The organism is Salmonella sp. 741265050_HSA (assembly GCF_046569445.1).
GTDB classification, from domain to species: domain Bacteria; phylum Pseudomonadota; class Gammaproteobacteria; order Enterobacterales; family Enterobacteriaceae; genus Salmonella; species Salmonella enterica.
This window is the reverse complement of sequence record NZ_JBKFSV010000006.1, coordinates 26,412-46,021: the sequence shown is the minus strand read 5'-3', so window position 1 is coordinate 46,021 and position 19,610 is coordinate 26,412. Positions and strand designations below refer to the sequence as shown.

The following is a 19,610-nucleotide window of genomic DNA, read 5'->3' as shown; positions in this document are numbered from 1 at the left end:
GGCATTAAGCACGATGTATTGGGCTTCATGATTCAAGCCCCGGTTTACCGGGGCTTTTCTCCACCAGGGACAGAGGAAGAGCAGACCATGACCATTTCCATCCATGCCAGCGCATTTGACGTCAACAGCTGGTATCAAAAAATCACCTTAACCTTCATCAATGAGAGCGGTAATGCGGTCGATATGAACCATGCCGCAATATCATTCACGGCTTCCGGGCACATCGATCCATGGGGAAATAGCGGCGGTACGCTCAAAGGGAACCTGCCGCTTACGCTGAATGAGAGTTCGTATGGCACGCTGGAAACTAACAACATCATCATTAATAACAGCGATGCATTACTTCTTCAGCCGGGCGAACGCGGGACGCTCTCTTTCAGCCTCGCGGCGACGCAGGTGCCGGTAAAAATGTCCGCCATCACCTTGACGCTGGCGTCATCGTCATCCGAAGACGCAGAGTCTGAAACCCCATCCGATCAGGAGACGCCAGCGATACCCGCCGCAGACGAACAACCCGCCGAACCCGATGTGCAGGAAAAGGACAATGACCTTCAGGAACGCGGCCTTACGCTTAACGTTAGCGAGTTGAATACCGCGAGTTGGTATCAACGCGTCACCTTTACGCTGACCAACCTCTACGCTCAGGCGGTAGATCTCAATCAGCTTCAACTGAATTTTACGGCCAGCGCGCACCCCGATCCCTACAGTCCGTTTCAGGGAACAATGCTGGGGAATCAGGCCGTGACGCTGGCCAGCGATGGGGGATGGCCCATCGAGAAGAATACCATCACCATTAATCATGACGGCGCGCTGATGCTGGCGGCGGGGGATACCGCCGAATTACAGTGCTATCTGGCCGCCACGCAGATGCCAGTTGCCATCAGCGATTTGAGCGCGACGTTGGCCCATGACCCTGCCCGTCAGGGAAAAATTTGTGTTCATTTTCCTGCCATGACGCAGATCGTGGCGCTCAAACCGGCGATTGAGCTGCTGTTTCCTGCCGGCGAAACCCAGCGCTTTGTCGGTGAGTGGGGAGAGGTTCTGACAATAGGCGATCTTAGCGCAGGAACGTATCGGCTTACCGTACCGGCACTGGCGAATGATGAGATGCAAATCGCGCCAGTCGAGTCCTCTTTTACCGTTACGCTGCAATCCGGCGATGCCGCCGCGCAGGTCCTGGTATCCTGTCTGCCGATTGTCCGTTATGCCAGCGCGCGTCTGATGATTGACGCCCCTGCGCTTGGTAATGCGAAATTGACCGTTGATATCGCCGATACTACGCAAGCGGATGAGCGTACCGTCACGCTGATCGCCAACCAACCGCAGTTAATCACCCGGCTACTGGCGGGGCATCATTATACGGTCAATCTGCAGCCTGCGATGATTAATAACCGCTTTATATCGGCCCCCATACAGCTTACGGGGTTTATCCCTGCTGCGGCGCAGGTTGCCGAGGTTGCTGTCGCTTACCAACAGTCAGCGCTCGACACGGCGAGTTTCGTGACGGTGGATGCCACTCTACTGGGCCTGCCCGATGGCGTCGCGCCGCAGCGTTATCTGTTCAGCAGCGGTAAATATCAGTACTCATTAATGCTGGAGAGCGGCAGCGATCGGCAGACGTTGGCATTACGCTTTGCGCCCGGGCTGTATGATGTTCAGACGGACGATATTTTCATCGACAGCGTGCCGTGGCGTTGTGAACAGGCCGGGCCGCTACGGTTATTGCAAAAGGTCAACCATGTGGCGCTGGAGTTTCTGCCCGGCGTGACGCTACAGGTAAAAGGTTGGCCTGATTACCTTGCTCATGGCGGCGTGACGGTTAACGCGCCAGAGACGGTTTCTCTTTATCGCGATATACCGTTTAGCGCGTTGTTTAAATACGATGGTTTTGACGGCGGCGGCGATCCGGTTCCGGCCGCGGAGGTTGACGTGAACGGGGATGGTTTCCTGGATTACGCGACGTTACCGATCCATAAAACCGTTGCGCTGGTGCGCCAGATAGAAAAAGAAGCCGGGCGTAGCGTCATGCCGGTAATGGTCATTTATACCGCGAATGCCAGCGGCGGTAGCGCGCTGGCGGATTTACAGGATGCGCAAAAGCTACGTAACCATTTTGGTAACTTTATTACCCAGTGTCTGGCGGCGCAGTCATACAAAGATGAGACGCATCCTGTCCCGGCCACCTTTGTGCTTAACCCGGATTTTCTCGGGGCGCTACAGCAAGGACCGTATGGCTATACCGTAGTACGGCAAAAAAACAGTGTGCCGGTGAATGCCCAACTGGCGGCGGCGATACAAGCATTACCGGCGATGGCTGGCTTTATCGTGCCTTCGTTGCCGACGTTTAGCGACGATCTCTACGGCTATATTCAGGCGGTGAACTATCTTGTTCGTCAGTTTGCCCCGGATGTGGCTTTTGGCTGGCAGACGAATGTCTGGGCGACAGGAACGGCGGACTGGGTGCTGCGCGATACCGCTGATCCGGTAGCTGAAGGGCAGGCGATCGCCGAATTTATTCATGAACTGGGCGCTTATAGCGGAGAATATGCGCCGGACTTTATTGCGTTTGATAAATTTGAGCGTGACTGTTTCAGTCCCGATGCGCTTGCCCACTATGGCTGGAATGCGACATGCTGGCTTAATTACCTGGCGATGGTCAAACAGGTGACGAAAGCGCTGCTGACGCCCGCCATGCTGTGGCAAATCCCAGGCGGCCATATGCCTACAGTAGAAGAGGGCGTCAGTAAGATCAGCCCTGCGCACTTTGCATCCGGCGGAACCTTTTTTATGGGTGACGCCCGCATTGGCAGCGATCCTGACACGCTCTCTTTGCAGCTACTCAATACGGCCTTAAATAGCGCGACTTACGGCGTCCCGACCGTCGGCGACTTTTTACGTAAAGATAAGGGGTATGACTGGGGCCAGATGCAGGCGCTGAACCTACCGGACTTTAACGTCTTTTCGATCTTATGGGGCGGTGGTTCTACTATCAGTATTACGACAATCCATTCTAACGGTGAAGACGGCGGCTGGCTGGCGGATAAAATGGTAGAGTATTATGCTGCTCCACGCTATTTCAGATAATATCACTGTTTATTTGCATTAATCTGGACTATTAGTTTGAGATTCGAAGGTGCGTTCTTTCGAATCTCTTTTCCTGCGCCCCCTGACCTCTCATTCTTTATGCGTAATTCGTTATTAATTTTCTGTAATCATTTTGTATTAAGAATTGTCTTAATCTTAAAAATATTGCGTATTAGTGCCTTGTGAATACAGAAATACTGCATAGCGATGTTATTTATTATTAATTTAAGTACTTTTTGAGAGGTTATACTGTGACGCTACATTGAGTAGACAACCGTTAATGAAAAAAATGATGAACGACGCTTTTGCTAAAGATAATAATGAGAATTCATTACACTCTTTTCTTTTTTCTCAGCAGGCTAAACCTCACGCGGCGATTGATGCCTTATTTTCGGCCTTGTTGCCATTTGGTCAACCGTTTACGCTGGGTATCGGCGATGAGTTTTATTTACAGGCAAATGATGAACACTACATTGTATTACTGGAGTCAGGCGTTGTTTCTTTCTGTCGTGATGACAACCGACTCCATATATCTTCATCGTTTGCGCCATCGGTCGTGGGTATGGTTGACAGCTATGGCGCTACCTATAACGTCCCCGCGCGACCGGAACACTTTTTGCTCGCAGAAACGGTTTGTACCGGTAGATTTGTTCGCCTGACGGATTTTATAAAAATCGCCGATGAATGCGATTTGTGGCACGACGTGGCCCGTTGTCTGGCTTACCGTCTGATGGTGATGAGCGCGCGCGATCGTGAATTAGTCGGCGTCGATTCTTATCTGAAAGTTCGGGCGCTGCTGACTGAAATCTGGGCTTATCCACAGGACTACCGGGAAAGCATTATCGTGTTGAATTTTATTCAACGACGTACCGGGATATCGCGTAGTCGGACCATGAAGATTCTGTCTGAACTAAAAAAAGGCGGGTATATCCATATTGATAATGGGCGGCTGACGGCGCTCGGAAAACTGCCAGTGGCGTATTAATACACTATCCGCAACGATATATTTACATATCTCGACTGAATTTGCCTGTTATCGTTAATAAAATGTTTTATTGAAAATTGTTAAGAAGATTATTTTTAAAAAGTCAATATGGCTAAAGGGGATAGGCCGAACGGCTGGTGTAAAGTCAATATAAAACAACATGTTACACCTAGTCCTTTAAAACCAAATGTCGATGATTGCAACTTGCCGTTGGCTTGCTAATAATTAATAACATCGTTATCTCATTATAACGTAAAGATTAACTCACGACGTTGAGTGGCTGTTTTATTGCTTCTGATATTTATATCAGAACAAGAAGACACTTTTTTTCGCATAAGAAAAAGTCGTGATATTGCTGTGAAGAAATATCAGCAGCCGTTGCGTTAAAAAATCTGATTACCCTCATTTTTATATTTAAAAGGAGCTTGAATGAAAAAGCCTGTACTAGCATTAATGGTCTCTGCGATTGCCTTTGGCGGAATGTTGTCCACCGCGCAAGCGGATACTACAACCGTCACTGGCGGTACGGTAAATTTTGTCGGACAGGTCGTTGACGCCGCCTGTTCTGTTTCCGCTGACTCTGTCGATCAGACCGTGACATTAGGCCAGGTTCGCGCCAGTAAATTAACCGAGGCCGGTATGGTGGCGAATCAAAAAGAAGATTTCACCATTAAACTGGAAGACTGCGATACTCAGACCAGCCAGAATGCAGCGGTGATTTTTAATGGCCAGCAGGACGCAAATCAGCCGGGGTCGCTGGCGAATACCGCTGGGGCAGGTTCGGCGACGAATGTGGCATTACAACTTTATGGACCAGATGGCCAGGCGCTGAATATCGGTGAATCGTCCAGTACTGTTACTTTGAACGATGGCGAAAACGTTATTCCGCTTAGCGTGGATTATATCGCTACCGGTACGGCGACTGCCGGTAATGTTACCGCGACGGCGACATTTAGCATGGTTTATTCCTGATTCCTTATCGGGATTTTTTTCTCGTCTGTTGGGAGGCGAGAAAGGGGCGTTACGCGCGTCACTGCGCGTAACAAACCGACGGCATCAGGATATTACGCAGATGAAAAAAAACGTACCGATTTTCCTTCGATTATTGCTACTGCTGTCGGCGGCCGGCCTGTCGTTTGCCGCGCAGGCGGGAGGCATTGCGCTGGGCGCGACCAGGGTGATTTATCCGCAGGGAAGTAAGCAAACCTCCTTGCCGATTATTAATTCTTCTGCCAGCAATGTTTTTTTAATTCAGTCATGGGTCGCCAATGCCGATGGTTCACGCTCGACGGATTTTATCATCACGCCGCCTCTCTTTGTGATCCAGCCTAAAAAAGAAAATATATTACGTATTATGTATGTCGGGCCGTCATTACCGACCGATCGCGAAAGCGTATTTTATTTAAACAGTAAAGCGATACCCTCTGTCGATAAAAATAAACTGACCGGCAACTCCCTGCAAATTGCGACGCAAAGCGTGATTAAGCTATTTATTCGCCCGAAAAATCTGGCGGAGGCGCCAGCTCATGCCCCGTCGACGCTTCGCTGCCGTAACGAACGCGGCCAGCTAACGATTACTAACCCTTCGCCGTACTACGTTTCGATGGTTGAACTGTACAGCGCGGGGAAAAAGCTGCCGAATACTATGGTACCGCCGAAAGGCGCGATCACTCTCCCGGCGACGCCCGGCCAGGTATCTTTGCGCACGGTAAACGATTTTGGCGCAACGACGCCAGCACGCGTTTGTCCAGCTTCATGATGTTATGCGTAATCAGCTTTTCATGACGCGATATTACTCCAGCGCAGCTAAACCCGTATTAACCCCGCTGGCGTTGGCTATCGCATTGGCACCTGCGCCGGGGTGGGCGGAAAACTATTTCAACCCGGCATTTCTGTCTGACGACCCGTCTGCGGTGGCCGACTTATCGACCTTTTCCCGTAATGCCCAGGCGGCGGGAATGTATCGCGTTGACGTTTACCTGAACAATACGTTTCTCGCGACCAGAGACATAGCCTTCCAGGCGGTGAAAACGACGGGAAAAAGCGCGCCCACCGATGACAGCGGATTACGCGCCTGCCTGACGCCTGAAATGCTTAAAAATATGGGGGTAAACACCGGGGCGTTTCCACTGTTGGCGAAGGCGGCGGCGGGAAGTTGCCCGGATCTCGCCAGTGCGATACCGGCCGCCCGGACCCGCTTTGATTTTGCGCAGCAACGTCTCGACATTAGCATCCCGCAGGCGGCGATGGTTGCCAGCGCCAGAGGCTATATCCCACCGCAATACTGGGATGAAGGTATTAACGCGTTGTTATTGAATTACACCTTTACCGGCGCGAATAGTCAGGATCGGAGCCCAGGCGGCAGTGCGGAGAACAGCTATTTTCTTGGATTGAATAGCGGCCTTAATCTGGGGGCCTGGCGGTTACGCGACTACTCCACATGGAACGCGAATAGCGGCGATCAGAATAGCGACAGCGACTGGCAGCACATCAGTACTTATCTGGAACGTGATGTGGTCTTTTTGCAGGGAGAACTGACGGCAGGCGATAGTTATACCCCCTCCGCATTATTCGACAGCCTTCCTTTTCGCGGGCTACAACTGGCGTCTGACGACAATATGTTGCCAGACAGCATGAAGGGCTTCGCGCCGACCATTCACGGCATTGCCAGAAGCAACGCGCAAGTGACCATTCGGCAAAACGGCTACATCATCAATCAGCGCTATGTGCCGCCCGGGGCATTTACTATTAATGATCTCTATCCTACCGCCGCCAGCGGCGATTTGACTGTGGAAGTCAAAGAATCCGACGGTTCTATTAATCGCTATAACGTGCCCTATTCCGCCGTGCCGATTCTACAACGAGAAGGGCGGCTGAAGTATGCGGCGACGGTGGCGGAGTATCGCAGCGATAGTAGTCAAAAAGAGAAGGTGAAATTCAGTCAGGCGACCTTGATATGGGGGTTACCGCATGGTTTTACGCTGTATGGCGGAACACAACTTTCCAGTCATTATCATGCGCTGGCGATCGGCAGCGGCGCAAATCTGGGCGACTGGGGCGCGGTGTCGCTGGATGTCACCCAGGCTACCAGTACGCTGGCGGATAATAACACCTACCAGGGGCAATCGCTGCGTTTCCTGTATGCCAAATCGCTTGCACAGTCAGGAACCAATTTACAGCTTATGGGCTATCGCTATTCAACCTCGGGCTTTTATACGCTGGATGATACCACGTGGAAACGGATGAGCGGCTATGACGAGGACGATCGGACTGACAGCGATAAAAGCAGGCCGGAATGGGCGGATTATTACAATCTTTATTATACCAGGAGGGGGAAAGTACAACTCGATATCAATCAACAGCTAGGCGGGTTGGGATCGCTTTTTATTACCGGCAGTCAGCAAAGTTACTGGCACACTGATGAAAAGGATTCTTTGTTGCAGGTGGGATACAGCGATACGCTGGCGGGTATTGCATGGAGCGTTTCTTACAACAATAACAAATCCGCAGGCGATGCGGAGCGCGATCAAATTTTCGCGCTGAATATCTCGGTGCCGCTAAGTCAATGGCTGCAACACGATGATGAGGTCACGCGCCATCACAATGTTTACGCTACCTTTAGCACCAGTACGGACAAACAGCATAACGTTACGCAGAATGCGGGCCTTAGCGGCACACTGTTGGACGAAAACAATCTTAGTTACAACATACAGCAAGGTTATCAGAATCACGGTATTGGCGAAAGCGGTGCCGCCAGCCTGGAATACGATGGGGCGAAAGGTAACGCCAACATTGGCTATAACGTTAGCGATAACGGCGATTACCAGCAGGTGAATTATGGCCTGAGCGGCGGCCTGGTGGCGCACGCGCATGGAGTGACGCTAAGCCAGCCGTTAGGCAATACCAATATTTTGATTGCCGCGCCGGGCGCAGCCAACGTCGGCGTTGTCGACCAGCCGGGTATTCATACGGACGCGCGTGGCTATGCGGTGGTGCCGTATGCGACGACATATCGCCAAAACCGTATGGCGCTGGACGTTAACTCCATGGCTGATGATGTCGATATTGATGACGCGGTGACTCGCGTTGTGCCGACCGAAGGCGCGCTGGTTCTGGCCCGCTTTAAAGCGCGGGTTGGCGCGCGTGCCCTGGTAACGCTGAATCATAACGGTAAGCCTGTACCCTTTGGCGCAACGGTGACGGTGAATGATCGCCATGCGGAGGCGATTGTTGACGAGGCCGGGGAAGTCTATCTTTCCGGGTTGTCAGCGCAAGGCGTTCTGCACGTTCGCTGGGGGAACCTGCCGGATCAACAGTGCGTCGCATCCTATCATCTCTCTTCCTCCCGTCAGATTCTGAGTCGACAACATGCGGAGTGTCATTAAATGAAAATACCTCTTTTATTTGCTCTGCTGGCGGGAAGTGTCGTATCGCAGTACGCCTTCGCAGACGTGTGTAAAAACGTTAACGGCGTGCCTTCCAGTATTAATTACGATTTAACGACCACTCTGACGGCAGAACAAAACCAGGTGGGAAAGACTGTTCAACTGGAAAAAAGCCAGGAAGTTAATGTACAGGCGGTGTGTCCCGCCGGCGCGTCGACCTATAGCCAGACTTATCGCTCCTATGTGTCGCCATATCCGGTCGTAGAAACGAGCGGTAACTGGAAATATTTAAAGCTGGACCCGGACTACCTGGAAGGCGGAATGCGAATTGAGGATTCTTCGGCGGGCGATATCTATCCGCCAATGAACAACGTTCTGATGGGATATGATGAAAATGTGAAAGCGGGTCAACCGTTTTACGTTCGTGACTCAAATCTGGAGTTTCAGCTCAAAATTGTTAAACCGTTCGTCGGCACGGTGAATATTAGTCCTAAGACTATGTTCAATGTTTATGTCATGACCGCCGCAGGCGATCCGCTGACAGATGTCGTATACAGCATTCTTTATAGTGGAACGGTGACCGTACCGCAAAGCTGCGAAATCAACGCCGGACAAACGATTCTGGTGAATTTCGGCGCATTGTACAGTGGCAATTTCAACCATGCAGGCCAAAAGCCGGAGGGGGTACGAGCGAAAAAATTTAGCGTACCGGTAAAGTGCAGCGGCCTGGATTCGCAGGTCAATTTAACGATGCGCCTTATCGCTACGCCGGATAGCCACGTTCCCCAGGCTATCGCTTCGGATAATGCGGATGTCGGCGTAGTGGTCGAAACCGATGAAGGAAACGCGCTTATCCCCAATGATGTACAGAGCGTCGCGCCTTTTATCACCGATAGCGCCGGACGCGCTAACATCACATTGCAAGCCTACCCGGTGAGTACAACAGGCGAAACGCCAGCGGAAGGGGCGTTTACCGCACTGGCCAGCCTGCGAGTGGACTTTGACTAAATGAACAGATCACACTGCGCTCTTTTTGCCATGGGACTGATGCTGTGTCCACAAATCAATGCCAGCGCTGACGACCTCGCTTATAACCTCGAATTTACCGGCACTATTGTGGCGCAAACCTGCGACATAGATATTTCCAGTCTCAGTCAAAGTATTGATTTAGGGCAGTTTGCGGTCGGCGATTTTCCTTCGACGGGAACAACGACAAAATTTAAGCCCTTTAATATCAACCTCAAGAATTGTTCCCGAGGAATTGCCGGGGCGAAGATCTGGTTTACCGGCGAACCCGATCCGGACAATCCCGCGCTACTGGCGATAACCGATACCGGAATGGGAAGCGGAAACATGTTAGCAAGCGGGGTTGGGGTGGAAATTCTGAATGATGATCAGGATACCATCAGTATCAATAATGCCGACTCGGTGGTCTATCCGTTGAAAGCCGGACGCAACACGCTGTCTTTTTATATTCGCTATAAATCGACCCGGCCGACGGTCACGTCCGGGAACGCGACGGCGGTCATGTATTTCGATATGCAGTATGAATGAGGAGCCATCGTAATTATGCGTAACGATATCCTGTACGGCATCGGGATGCTGCTGGCGGCATCCGGCGTCCAGGCGCACGATGGCCGGGTCTATGTTTCCGGAACCATCACGGACAATACGTGTTCGCTCTCTCCAGGCTCGGAAAATATTAACGTGGCGATGGGCGCGGTTTCTCAACGGCAGTTTTATCGCGCAGGCGACGGTTCCGCATGGCAACCTTTTGCTATCGATTTACAGAACTGCGGCAGCACTGCCAGCGGCGTAACGGTCAGTTTTAGCGGTGCGGCGGACAGTCGTAATACGGATTTATTGGCGCTTACCGCAGGGGAAAGCGACGCTTCAGGCATTGGGATTGCGCTTTATGATCAAAATAAAACCTTAATCCCACTGGGGCAGGAGAGTGATGTGGTGACGCTCAGTCCGGGCCAGGCGTCGGCACATCTGCAATTTTATGCGCGTTATCTTGCCGATGGCGGCGCGGTAACGCCCGGGGACGCCAATGCCTCCGCAACCTTCATTCTTGCCTATGAATAAGCTCTTTTTACGCTGCGCGATATATTGGTGCTTGCTTCCCATATCATGGGCGCAGGCTGGCGTGGTAATTGGCGGTACTCGCTTTATCTATCATGCGGGCGCCCCGGCATTAAGCGTACCGGTAAGTAACCATTCAGAAGCGTCCTGGTTAATTGATACGCATATTTTACCTGGTGGCCGCTGGCCTGGAACCAAAAACGAAGGGAATATCACGCCCTTCGTGGTCACGCCGCCATTATTTATGCTTTCAGCGCGCCAGGAAAACTCAATGCGGGTGGTTTATACCGGCGGACCGCTACCCGCCGACAGGGAAAGTCTGTTTACCTTGAGTATCGCCGCTATTCCCTCCGGTAAACCGGAAGCGAACCGTGTACAAATGGCGTTTCGTTCGGCTTTAAAATTGCTCTATCGCCCTGAGGGACTCGCCGGCAATCCGCAGCAGGCCTACCGGCATCTGATCTGGTCGCTTACCCCCGATGGCGCGACGGTACGCAATCCGACACCCTATTACGTTACGCTCTTTTTATTACGCGCTAATGAGCGCGCCCAGGACAACGCCGGGGTCGTGGCTCCCTTTGCAACGCGTCAAACGGACTGGTGCCGGCACACGGTTCGCTGCACTGTGCGCTGGCAAAGTATTAATGACTATGGGCGGGTAATGCCAGCGCAAACCGTGGATCTGACGCGTATTCATTAACCTATTTTTCAGGCGTCTCCCGATAGCGGGAGGCTTTCCGATCTTATCGAACGAGACTTTTATTATGTATTATCACGCGTTAAAACTTTCCCGACTGGCGATGTTGACGTTGGCAGGCGTTGCCGTATCCGCCTCGGCAATCGCCGCCGATTCTGCCCCGACGTCGCAAATTGGTCCGACGGCGGAAGCCTACATCGTCAGTCATCCGGATAAAGTGGGAGAGGTGGTGGCAACGTATTTGGCCGAACATCCGGAATTTTTGGTCGCCGCCAGCGAGACGTTGCATCAGCGTCAGCAGATTGCGCAACAACAGGCGTATGTTCAACTGGCATTACAGTATCGTGCTGAGTTGCTCAGTAGCAGCAGTCCTTCCGTTGGGCCCAACGAGGCAAAAGCGGCGGTGGTGATGTTCTTTGATTACCAGTGCTCGTGGTGCAGCAAAATGGCGCCTGTGGTCGAAAACCTGATTAAGGCGAACCCGGATACCCGGTTTATTTTCAAAGAGTTTCCTATTTTTTCCTCCCGCTGGCCGGTATCCGGACTGGCGGCCAGAGTCGGCGAACAGGTATGGCTTACCCAGGGCGGGGCGAAATATCTCGACTGGCATAATGCGCTTTATGCCACAGGGAAGGTGGAAGGCGCGTTAACGGAACACGATGTCTACACCCTGGCGCAACATTATCTAACGCCGACGCAGTTGGCCGCCGTAAAAGAAGCGCAAAGCAGCGGTGCAGTACATGATGCGCTCCTCACTAACCAGGCACTGGCGCAGCATATGGACTTTAGCGGCACGCCTGCTTTTGTCGTTATGCCTCAGACGCAAAACGGTGATGTAAAACGGGTGACCGTGATCCCGGGAAGCACGACTCAGGATATGTTGCAAATGGCGATTCAGAAAGCGAAGGGGTGATATTCGCTCAGAGGAGAACGCACAGGAGTGAAAGTAAAATGAAGTCTATGCGTTGCGTCATACCGGTGATTTTACTTTCCTTTATCGTTCATGAAGGGACAGCGAAACCGACCGCTCAGATTCATTTTATGGGATCGGTTGTTGAGGCAGGCTGCTGGAATGACGTGGGAACCTTAGAAATTCAATGCCATAATAAACAGGGAATTGAACGTTATATTATTGTCGAGAATATTATCACGCCGATATCGTCTCCTCATGCAACGGTAAAACGAGATTATTTGGATGAAGATAAGCAATTAACAGTGCTACGCATTGTCTATGACTGAACCGCGTAGCAGACCGCAGATGGTGTCCCGTCAGTGTCGTGTGAGGATATTATGAAAAATGTTCTCACCTTCCCGGGACACGGTCTATAGACTTTATCTTCAGATAAATGGCGCTAAAAAGAAAAGTACGATCAATAAAAAAAGAGTGGGAATACCAATGGATATAATTTTATTACATCGGTGAGTATGATATTGAATAGCTTGTGGCGGTATGTCAGCAGCGTCAATGATAAATCTTTCATCGATTTTTATCCCCTGCCTGGGGAGCGTAACGAACAGTTCGAAAAGCCCGATTTGTTGTAAATCTCGTCGCAGCAGATAAAGAAGTTGTGTCAAATTAGCATCGCTAACAAATTGACTTCGCTCCCCCCAAACTGCGTGTGAAATCATCTCCCGCGTAATCAGCTTCTTGTAGGCATTTTCAAAAAGATAGCTTAAACAACGCGCACGCATTAGCGTCACCTTTAGCACTTTTTTATCATGTAATGATATTATTTCTCTTAACGACTCATTATAAATAAATTCGTTATTAATAGTATATTGTCTCATGAATTCACTCCGTTTTGATATTCATAAGGTAAGTTTCACACTGTCAGTGTGTTCACTGGCGGTAAAGTACTCCTTACATCAGTACGGATAAGCGTAGAGAACCGCAAAGAAATAAGAGAATCATTTGTGATTAAACAGGATAATATTATGCTTTTTTACTTTTTTATAAAGTGTGCCAGATGTTTTTGATGTTTTTTATAAAATAGTATCATATGTTTTTATTTCACACAGGCTGAAATGATATCAATAAAATTATAATTTAATTACAACCATGTAGAGGAAATGATTTACTTATTGAAATAAGTGTGGTGCAAGGTTAATCTGCGCCTTAAATGATGGTGCCAGATTATACCAGCCAGGATAACCTATATGCGGCCAATAAAAAATGCTAAAAAAATTGACTACAATCTGATCAAAGTGTTCGATACGGTTATTACTGAAGGAAATGCAACCAGGGCGGCGAGGAAACTGGATGTCACGCCTGCGGCGATCTCTCAGGCTCTTCTTCGTTTACAAAATCTTTATGGCGAAGACTTATTCATCAGAACCCGCAAAGGATTAGTCCCGTCCAGCAAAGGTAAATCGCTCCACCAGGTATTTCGCCAGGCAATTGAATCTATAGAAAGCACACTGTGCGATAAAACAGATGCTCAGGAGAGTAATGAACTCATTGTTCTGGGAAGTGATATCACTGAAAATTACTATTTTCCGGCATTGCTGGATACTGTGTTGATGAATCGATATATTATTAAACACTATGCGATTAAAAAAACAGGGGAATACTCGCCAGCCTCCATGCTGACGCATGGCTATGCGGATGTCATCATGGGAATTCTGGAAATTAAGAATGAGATGATCGAAAGTTATCTTATTGATAATTTATCTGATTTTGTTTGTGTTTGTGGTGAAAAAAGTCCATTGGTTGGGCTTGAAAAAATGTCTTTATATAATTTTTATGCTGCCAGACATGCTGTTTATCATTCAGATATGTTCTCTTCCTTCACCACTGATAGCATTGATTTATTCAAGAGCAGTACGCCTTATGCGGGGCGCAGGGAAATAGGTTATTATAGTGATTCACTATTTGGCGTTATCGGTGTTGTTGAAAAAAGCGATATGGTTGCGATTTTGCCAGGAAAGATTGCTACTTATTTTAGAGATGTGCGGCGTTATAATATAAAAATACTACGTATGCCTGATGAAATGATTTTTCGTACGTTACCCGTTTATGCTTATCTGGCTACAAACAGCACCCATTATAAAAATGCCAAAAAACTGATATCAACATTTCAGTCGACCTTTCTTTTTAGCCAGGAAAAGCAGCCTGACGCTTTGGTTGAAGGAAGCACATCCTTATGCGATTTGTCGGTTTAATATCAAATTATTGTATTAAATAAATAACCGTTATGACCATGGTCAGTAAAGCAAAAAATAATGCTATATATTTATACTCTTCTTTTTTTAAAGAAGAGGGGAGGTTTTTCTTTTCATTGCTGATAATAATGTTAGCATCTACTTTAATACCCGTTCGAGGCACCGTGGAAAAAAACTGGCTCAGGCCAAAGCCTTTAAGATCGCGCCGCAGTAGATATAAAATCTGGGTCAGGTTGGCGTCGCTGATAAATTGACTTCTTTCCCCCCAAAGTTCATTAGTGAGTTGTTTTTTATAAATGATCTCTTGTTGTGCATGATTCAGCATATATTCCAGACACTTTATGCGCATTGCGGCAATTTTTATCATCTTTCCCGTTTTTATGTTTTTTAGCTCATTGGTCTTATCATTGTAAGTGTGCGTGCTGTTAATTAAATAAATAGTCATGATGTTATTTAATGGGTTTAATTGGGGTGGCGATAATAATATGCATATTAAATTTATGGATCAACTGGCGTGATTGTAATAGCGTCTTTTTTCCAGAGAAAATCGTATCGTGTCACAAAAATGATGGTTTTTTAGAAAAACTAAAATTTTATTTTTAGTCGCTCTAAAAATAAAATGATAGTAGTGTTAATTTTTATCAGTAGATTGATATGCTTTGATTGATTTATTGTTGATATAAAATAATTTGAATTATGGCGCAAGGCCTATGCCAACCATAAAAAAGGTATAGGCTATTAGTCACAATGCATTAATGCTACATAATTGTTATGCTTTTATATTAGCGCCAGGGAAATAAAATCTTCGGATGATAAAGAATAGTTTTAGTCTGGGCGTTATTTTATGGATGTTTTATTTTAAATTATTAAACCGATTTCTCTTGTTGACGTAGGGTTATTTGCTAAGCAACGGGCTGGCTTGTTGCGGCCGCTCGTTGTCTATATCTGAATTAATAAGGAGAAACGTATGAATAAGAAAAGTTCGTCAATGGTTAACATGCCCGCACCGCGTGAGCCGATTAACCAGAAAATCGATACCAATAACGCATTGGTGTTAAATCATAACGCCATATATGAACAACGATTAGCGGAGATCACGCAATCTAATACCTGTGACAAGGCCATTGTCACCGTAAATCCCTACGGGACCGCCCCGTTGAGTCTCTATCTGGGGGTTTGGATCGATGAAGCTGCCGCGCTTGAGATCAATGTTGTTGATAGCGAAGCGACGACAGAGGCAGTGCGTTATCAATATGATGTACATCCGGGCGCTAACCTTATTCCTGTGTGTGGGATGGTATCCGCGGTGAATAATCAGATTACCCTACGCCTTGCCTCGCAAATTGTCGGGCAATATACAGTAATGACAGACGCATTACCGCCCACGGATTCGGCTAACGTGAGCCTCGGTTTCCCTATTATTAGCGTCTCCTGTCCTGCGCAGCAGGCCTCGCTGATGGAGGAAGGACTTTATTTCTCCACTTATTTTGATCGGTATAATCTGGCTTTTGATCATAACGGGATTGTCCGGTGGTATGTAAGTCAGGAAATCCCTTCTTATAATTTTGTCAGAATGGATAACGGCCATTTCCTGGCGACGTCACAGGGAATAAACCATTGCCTGAATATGTATGAATTTGACATTATGGGACGGGTTTATACTGTTTATCTTCTCGACAATGAGTTCCATCACTCCATTCTTCCCATTGAGAACAATCTGGCGATTGCGCCTTCAGAATATAGCAATGGACGGCCAGACGGTTACTCAACCGGGAAAGATGGCGTTTCTATTATTAACTTATCTACCGGACTTGAAGTCGCCTATTACGATATGCTGTATGTGATGGATTATTCCAGATCGCCGCGTCCTTCCGGAAGCGCGCCAGGTCAGGATGTATCAATGGATGACTGGCTGCATATCAACCAAAGCTATATTAATGAACCCAACAATTTGCTGATCTGTTCCGGTCGACATCAGAGCGCGATTTTTGGCGTAAATGTGGATTCCGGCGAACTGCGCTTTATTATGGCGAACCATGAGGATTGGTCTGACGAATTCAGGCAATACTTATTAACCCCTGTCGATGATGATGGTGTCCCGCTGTACGATCTTACCTCGCCGGGAGGGATTGATGCGGCAGATAAGAATTTCTGGACCTGGGGGCAGCATAACATTGTTGAAATTCCAAACGATGAGCCTGGTATCCTGGAGTTTATGGTCTTTGATAATGGTAACTATCGTTCACGCGAAGATGCGAAAAGTCTGTTGCCGCTCGATAACTTCAGCCGGGTGGTGCAGTTTAAAATAAACCTAAACACGATGACCGTAACGCGTCCGTATGAATATGGTAAAACGGAAGTCGGGAACCGGGGCTATAGCAGTTTTGTGAGCGCTAAGCATTTATTGACTAATGGTCACCTGGTTATTCACTTCGGCGCGACGACGGTTGATGAGTTTGAACATACCATTACCGCGCAACCAGGTTCCAGCGATCTTGTCGATCCGGATGAAGGGCAACAGGCGTTAGGCCGACTGGTATTACAAGAAATCAATAAAGAGACGAAAGAGGTTTTATTCGAAGCGATGGTGACGTCGGGCTATTTCAAGAACGAAGAGACGAATGGCACGAATTATCGTTATGATATTTCTGCATTTCGGGTATACAAAATGCCGCTGTTTGCATAACTAAGTATGTTATGCGGCCGGTTATCGACCGCATAACATTATGGCTTATTTGCTAATATCATCCACGCGCATGGTGTGGTCAGGTTGAATATTGTTAACCTGCTTCATATAGTTAACCAACGCTGGTGCGGTTTGTATCCCTATATATTTGATATTTTTACCTTTAGTGAAGGTAAATCCGCCACCACCTTTACCGATAAAGGAATCCAGCGCGACGGTATAGAGTTTATTGTCTTCTACCGGTTTGCCTTTGATATCAAATTCAACAATACGCTGGCCCAGCGGTTTGGTGCTGTCATATTTAAACTGGACGGTTTTCGATACGTGCAGCATACCGTTTTTCAGATCGGCAGCGTGTGACATGATGGATTTCAGGTCCTTACCGCTGATTTCCATGCTCATGACATCGTTGGTGAACGGATACATACTCAGCACATCACCATAGGTGATATTACCTTTAGGCAATTCGGTACGGATGCCGCCAGCATTATAGAAGGATGCGTCGGCGCCAGGAACGGTAGCCATCAGGGCATCGGTGATTAAGTTGCCGGTTGGCGCGGATTCACCGTAAGAACGGGTCAGCACTTCCGGAGAGTGCGCGACCACCTCATCGGTAATTTTCTTAACCTTGTTATCCCATTCGTCAATTTTGGCCTGCGTGACCGGATCTGGCTTATAAGTATCCGCATACATGGTGATCAACTTACCATTGTAGCTGTCCACTTTTTTGGTTTCCGGGTTCCAGTCAAGCACCAGTTTACCTAATTCGATGGTGTACGCATCCGTGGAAACGACAAGAGTATCGCCCACTTTAATCGGTTCTGGCGTACCTTTATGCGCATGGCCGGTAATCAGGACGTTAAGTCCATAGCCTTCCAGCGATTTCGCCATATCAACGTCGGTTTTCAGCGCGCGTGCGACATCAGCCTCGCCCGCGCTGGATTGCATACCCGGCACGCCTTCGTGGGCGAGCAGCACGGTCAGGTCAACTTTCCCTTTTAACTCTTCCAGCTGTTTTTTCACATAAGGAATCGGATCGCGGCAGTCAACGCCTTCACGCACGCCTGCGGCAATCGCTTCATAGAATGCGGAAACGCCGTGCATACCGATGACGCCGATCTTGAATCCATCTTTTTCCACGATAGTATACGGTTCTTTAATTAATGGCGTATCTGTGCCGCTGTAAAAAACATTATCCAACAATACCGGGAATTGCAATTTGCTGAGTTGTTTAACCAGATTCTCATGGCCATGGTCAAATTCATGGTTACCGACAGAGACGGCGTCGTAAGGCATGGTATTTAAAATATCAATAATAGCCTCACCTTTGGTCAGCGTACTGATAAAAGGTCCGGTGAAATAGTCGCCAGCATCAAAGAAAAAGACATCTTTCTCTTTCGCTTTTGCATCTTTGACAATTTTCGAGATGGGCGCAAAGCCCCCTACCGGACGTGTCTTGGATACATAGGGGATAATTTCCGGGGTCACATGGGCATGTAAATCGTTTGTATAATAAATTGTGATGTCACGCGCATCGGCTGAAAAGGAAATGGCTGAAGACAAACCAATGCACAGCGACAGTAGGGATATCGAAAACTTTTTGTTCATATAAACCATCCATTTACGCTACATTAAAGAAAAACAATGCCTGTAGTCGTGTCATCCACGACTACAAACGGGGGAAATTAAGTAATATTCATCAAGTTTATTAATTATTAAAACTCGAAGCCGATCAGGTAATTCATACGGTCGCCGTAGCCGTCATACCCCAATTTATTATTGAAGTAACGGTAAGAGACGGAGGCGGTCCATCGCGGCATAAATTTCCATGTAAACGTTACCGCGCCGTTCAGGCCGGTCTTCCCACCCTGCTGTTCGGCGTAGGCATCATTACGATCCATTTCAACTTCGTTCCAGTTTGAAATGACGAACTTTTCATTAAACATATCGAAGTTATAAGCCGCGACCCAACCGAGAACATAACCGTTAAAGCCTGTCGCCTGTCCATACTTTTTAGAGGTATAATCGTTCGATAAGTTATGAACAGCGAAATAGGGCTTAATAAAGCCTGATGGGCTGGTTAAACCCAGATAACCTACCCCGTACATCATGTTTAATTCATCACCGAATTTATTCTCCATCGACATATAGAGTTTCATCATTGCGGTAAAGTTAGAGCCTTCTACCACCCTATAATGTCCCAGAAATTGGGTAACATGGTTACGGCCTTCTACCGGATGGTTGAGCACGTTCATTTCATAAAATGATGCAAATTCGCCCCTGTCAAACACGGCGCCGAAATCGGCTACCGCTTTCCACACTTCGCCGCGATCGACATTGACAAAGCCTTTATTCCAGTCGCCATATCCGAAGCTAAGTTTACCGTATACGCGTTTCAATTCCGCTGCCTGGCCATTAAAGCAAGAGAAAAGAACACATGCGGCGAGTAGACTATTAATATATTTCTTATTTTTCATGCTCAACTCCATGAGGTAAAAACACAGTGAAATGTTGTGTAAAGAAGCG

At 48.2% G+C, this 19,610-nt stretch carries 17 protein-coding genes; 13 read left to right on the top strand and 4 right to left on the bottom strand.

Annotated elements, in window-relative coordinates; all coding sequences use genetic code 11:
• Positions 1 to 87 precede the first annotated feature (87 nt).
• The 11 genes from ACLD4F_RS13045 to ACLD4F_RS12995 all read left to right on the top strand — a co-directional run bounded on the left by ACLD4F_RS13045 (position 88) and on the right by ACLD4F_RS12995 (position 12,475).
• Positions 88 to 3,084: a chitinase gene (locus ACLD4F_RS13045; RefSeq protein ID WP_411010874.1), complete on the top strand. Its 2,997-nt coding sequence runs from the start codon at positions 88 to 90 to the stop codon at positions 3,082 to 3,084.
• A 280-nt stretch (positions 3,085 to 3,364) separates the two neighbouring features.
• Complete coding sequence (locus ACLD4F_RS13040; RefSeq protein ID WP_076725957.1) at positions 3,365 to 4,069, top strand: winged helix-turn-helix transcriptional regulator; 705 nt, start codon at positions 3,365 to 3,367, stop codon at positions 4,067 to 4,069.
• Positions 4,070 to 4,498: 429 nt separating this feature from the next.
• A complete protein-coding gene (locus tag ACLD4F_RS13035; protein ID WP_000743357.1) occupies positions 4,499 to 5,041 on the top strand; it encodes a fimbrial protein BcfA in 543 nt (180 codons plus the stop codon).
• Between the two features lie 100 nt (positions 5,042 to 5,141).
• Positions 5,142 to 5,828, top strand: a complete 687-nt coding sequence (gene bcfB / locus ACLD4F_RS13030; RefSeq protein ID WP_000742551.1) for a fimbrial biogenesis chaperone BcfB — start codon at positions 5,142 to 5,144, stop codon at positions 5,826 to 5,828.
• 4 nt (positions 5,829 to 5,832) lie between these two features.
• Positions 5,833 to 8,454, top strand: a complete 2,622-nt coding sequence (bcfC, locus tag ACLD4F_RS13025; RefSeq protein ID WP_108638908.1) for a fimbrial usher BcfC — start codon at positions 5,833 to 5,835, stop codon at positions 8,452 to 8,454.
• Positions 8,455 to 9,462, top strand: coding sequence for a fimbrial protein BcfD (locus ACLD4F_RS13020; RefSeq protein ID WP_000701247.1), 1,008 nt, complete (start codon positions 8,455 to 8,457; stop codon positions 9,460 to 9,462).
• Entirely contained in the window at positions 9,463 to 10,008 is a 546-nt protein-coding gene (locus ACLD4F_RS13015; protein ID WP_001082038.1) for a fimbrial protein BcfE, read from the top strand. It abuts the gene before it with no gap.
• A 15-nt stretch (positions 10,009 to 10,023) separates the two neighbouring features.
• Positions 10,024 to 10,542 (top strand): fimbrial protein BcfF, encoded by a 519-nt coding sequence (locus ACLD4F_RS13010; protein ID WP_001243232.1) that lies wholly within the window; start codon positions 10,024 to 10,026, stop codon positions 10,540 to 10,542.
• On the top strand, positions 10,508 to 11,239 hold the full coding sequence (gene bcfG / locus ACLD4F_RS13005; RefSeq protein WP_001135045.1) for a fimbrial chaperone BcfG: 732 nt from the start codon (positions 10,508 to 10,510) through the stop codon (positions 11,237 to 11,239). Before ACLD4F_RS13010 ends, bcfG begins: the two co-directional genes overlap by 35 nt.
• A gap of 64 nt (positions 11,240 to 11,303) precedes the next feature.
• A complete protein-coding gene (locus tag ACLD4F_RS13000; RefSeq protein ID WP_000291393.1) occupies positions 11,304 to 12,149 on the top strand; it encodes a DsbA family protein in 846 nt (281 codons plus the stop codon).
• A 38-nt stretch (positions 12,150 to 12,187) separates the two neighbouring features.
• On the top strand, positions 12,188 to 12,475 hold the full coding sequence (locus ACLD4F_RS12995; RefSeq protein WP_079944434.1) for a hypothetical protein: 288 nt from the start codon (positions 12,188 to 12,190) through the stop codon (positions 12,473 to 12,475).
• A gap of 99 nt (positions 12,476 to 12,574) precedes the next feature.
• Here ACLD4F_RS12995 and ACLD4F_RS12990 read toward each other — a convergent pair whose 3' ends face one another.
• A complete protein-coding gene (locus ACLD4F_RS12990; RefSeq protein WP_001250363.1) occupies positions 12,575 to 13,024 on the bottom strand; it encodes a transcriptional regulator in 450 nt (149 codons plus the stop codon).
• 369 nt (positions 13,025 to 13,393) lie between these two features.
• Here ACLD4F_RS12990 and ACLD4F_RS12985 point away from each other — a divergent pair, with 369 nt between their 5' ends.
• Entirely contained in the window at positions 13,394 to 14,398 is a 1,005-nt protein-coding gene (locus ACLD4F_RS12985; protein ID WP_079944435.1) for a LysR family transcriptional regulator, read from the top strand.
• A 7-nt stretch (positions 14,399 to 14,405) separates the two neighbouring features.
• Here the strand turns inward: ACLD4F_RS12985 and ACLD4F_RS12980 are convergent, their stop codons facing one another.
• Positions 14,406 to 14,843 carry a transcriptional regulator gene (locus tag ACLD4F_RS12980; protein WP_000158341.1) on the bottom strand — a complete coding sequence of 146 codons (438 nt, stop codon included), beginning with the start codon at positions 14,841 to 14,843 and terminating at the stop codon, positions 14,406 to 14,408.
• Positions 14,844 to 15,365: 522 nt separating this feature from the next.
• Between ACLD4F_RS12980 and ACLD4F_RS12975 the strand changes: the two genes are divergently transcribed.
• Positions 15,366 to 17,084, top strand: coding sequence for an aryl-sulfate sulfotransferase (locus tag ACLD4F_RS12975; RefSeq protein WP_001036509.1), 1,719 nt, complete (start codon positions 15,366 to 15,368; stop codon positions 17,082 to 17,084).
• Positions 17,085 to 17,129: 45 nt separating this feature from the next.
• Here ACLD4F_RS12975 and ACLD4F_RS12970 read toward each other — a convergent pair whose 3' ends face one another.
• Entirely contained in the window at positions 17,130 to 18,701 is a 1,572-nt protein-coding gene (locus ACLD4F_RS12970; protein ID WP_000262866.1) for a bifunctional metallophosphatase/5'-nucleotidase, read from the bottom strand.
• A 98-nt stretch (positions 18,702 to 18,799) separates the two neighbouring features.
• Positions 18,800 to 19,561 carry an outer membrane protein OmpK gene (locus ACLD4F_RS12965; protein ID WP_024797415.1) on the bottom strand — a complete coding sequence of 254 codons (762 nt, stop codon included), beginning with the start codon at positions 19,559 to 19,561 and terminating at the stop codon, positions 18,800 to 18,802.
• Positions 19,562 to 19,610: the final 49 nt, after the last annotated feature.

Bases quoted from the DNA above. Each gene is read 5' to 3' on its own strand.
- ACLD4F_RS13045 (WP_411010874.1), top strand. From the start codon at position 88: ATGACCATTTCCATCCATGCCAGCGCATTTGACGTCAACAGCTGGTAT.
- ACLD4F_RS13040 (WP_076725957.1), top strand. From the start codon at position 3,365: ATGAAAAAAATGATGAACGACGCTTTTGCTAAAGATAATAATGAGAAT.
- ACLD4F_RS13035 (WP_000743357.1), top strand. From the start codon at position 4,499: ATGAAAAAGCCTGTACTAGCATTAATGGTCTCTGCGATTGCCTTTGGC.
- bcfB (WP_000742551.1), top strand. From the start codon at position 5,142: ATGAAAAAAAACGTACCGATTTTCCTTCGATTATTGCTACTGCTGTCG.
- bcfC (WP_108638908.1), top strand. From the start codon at position 5,833: ATGCGTAATCAGCTTTTCATGACGCGATATTACTCCAGCGCAGCTAAA.
- ACLD4F_RS13020 (WP_000701247.1), top strand. From the start codon at position 8,455: ATGAAAATACCTCTTTTATTTGCTCTGCTGGCGGGAAGTGTCGTATCG.
- ACLD4F_RS13015 (WP_001082038.1), top strand. From the start codon at position 9,463: ATGAACAGATCACACTGCGCTCTTTTTGCCATGGGACTGATGCTGTGT.
- ACLD4F_RS13010 (WP_001243232.1), top strand. From the start codon at position 10,024: ATGCGTAACGATATCCTGTACGGCATCGGGATGCTGCTGGCGGCATCC.
- bcfG (WP_001135045.1), top strand. From the start codon at position 10,508: ATGCCTCCGCAACCTTCATTCTTGCCTATGAATAAGCTCTTTTTACGC.
- ACLD4F_RS13000 (WP_000291393.1), top strand. From the start codon at position 11,304: ATGTATTATCACGCGTTAAAACTTTCCCGACTGGCGATGTTGACGTTG.
- ACLD4F_RS12995 (WP_079944434.1), top strand. From the start codon at position 12,188: ATGAAGTCTATGCGTTGCGTCATACCGGTGATTTTACTTTCCTTTATC.
- ACLD4F_RS12990 (WP_001250363.1), bottom strand. From the start codon at position 13,024: ATGAGACAATATACTATTAATAACGAATTTATTTATAATGAGTCGTTA.
- ACLD4F_RS12985 (WP_079944435.1), top strand. From the start codon at position 13,394: ATGCGGCCAATAAAAAATGCTAAAAAAATTGACTACAATCTGATCAAA.
- ACLD4F_RS12980 (WP_000158341.1), bottom strand. From the start codon at position 14,843: ATGACTATTTATTTAATTAACAGCACGCACACTTACAATGATAAGACC.
- ACLD4F_RS12975 (WP_001036509.1), top strand. From the start codon at position 15,366: ATGAATAAGAAAAGTTCGTCAATGGTTAACATGCCCGCACCGCGTGAG.
- ACLD4F_RS12970 (WP_000262866.1), bottom strand. From the start codon at position 18,701: ATGGTTTATATGAACAAAAAGTTTTCGATATCCCTACTGTCGCTGTGC.
- ACLD4F_RS12965 (WP_024797415.1), bottom strand. From the start codon at position 19,561: ATGAAAAATAAGAAATATATTAATAGTCTACTCGCCGCATGTGTTCTT.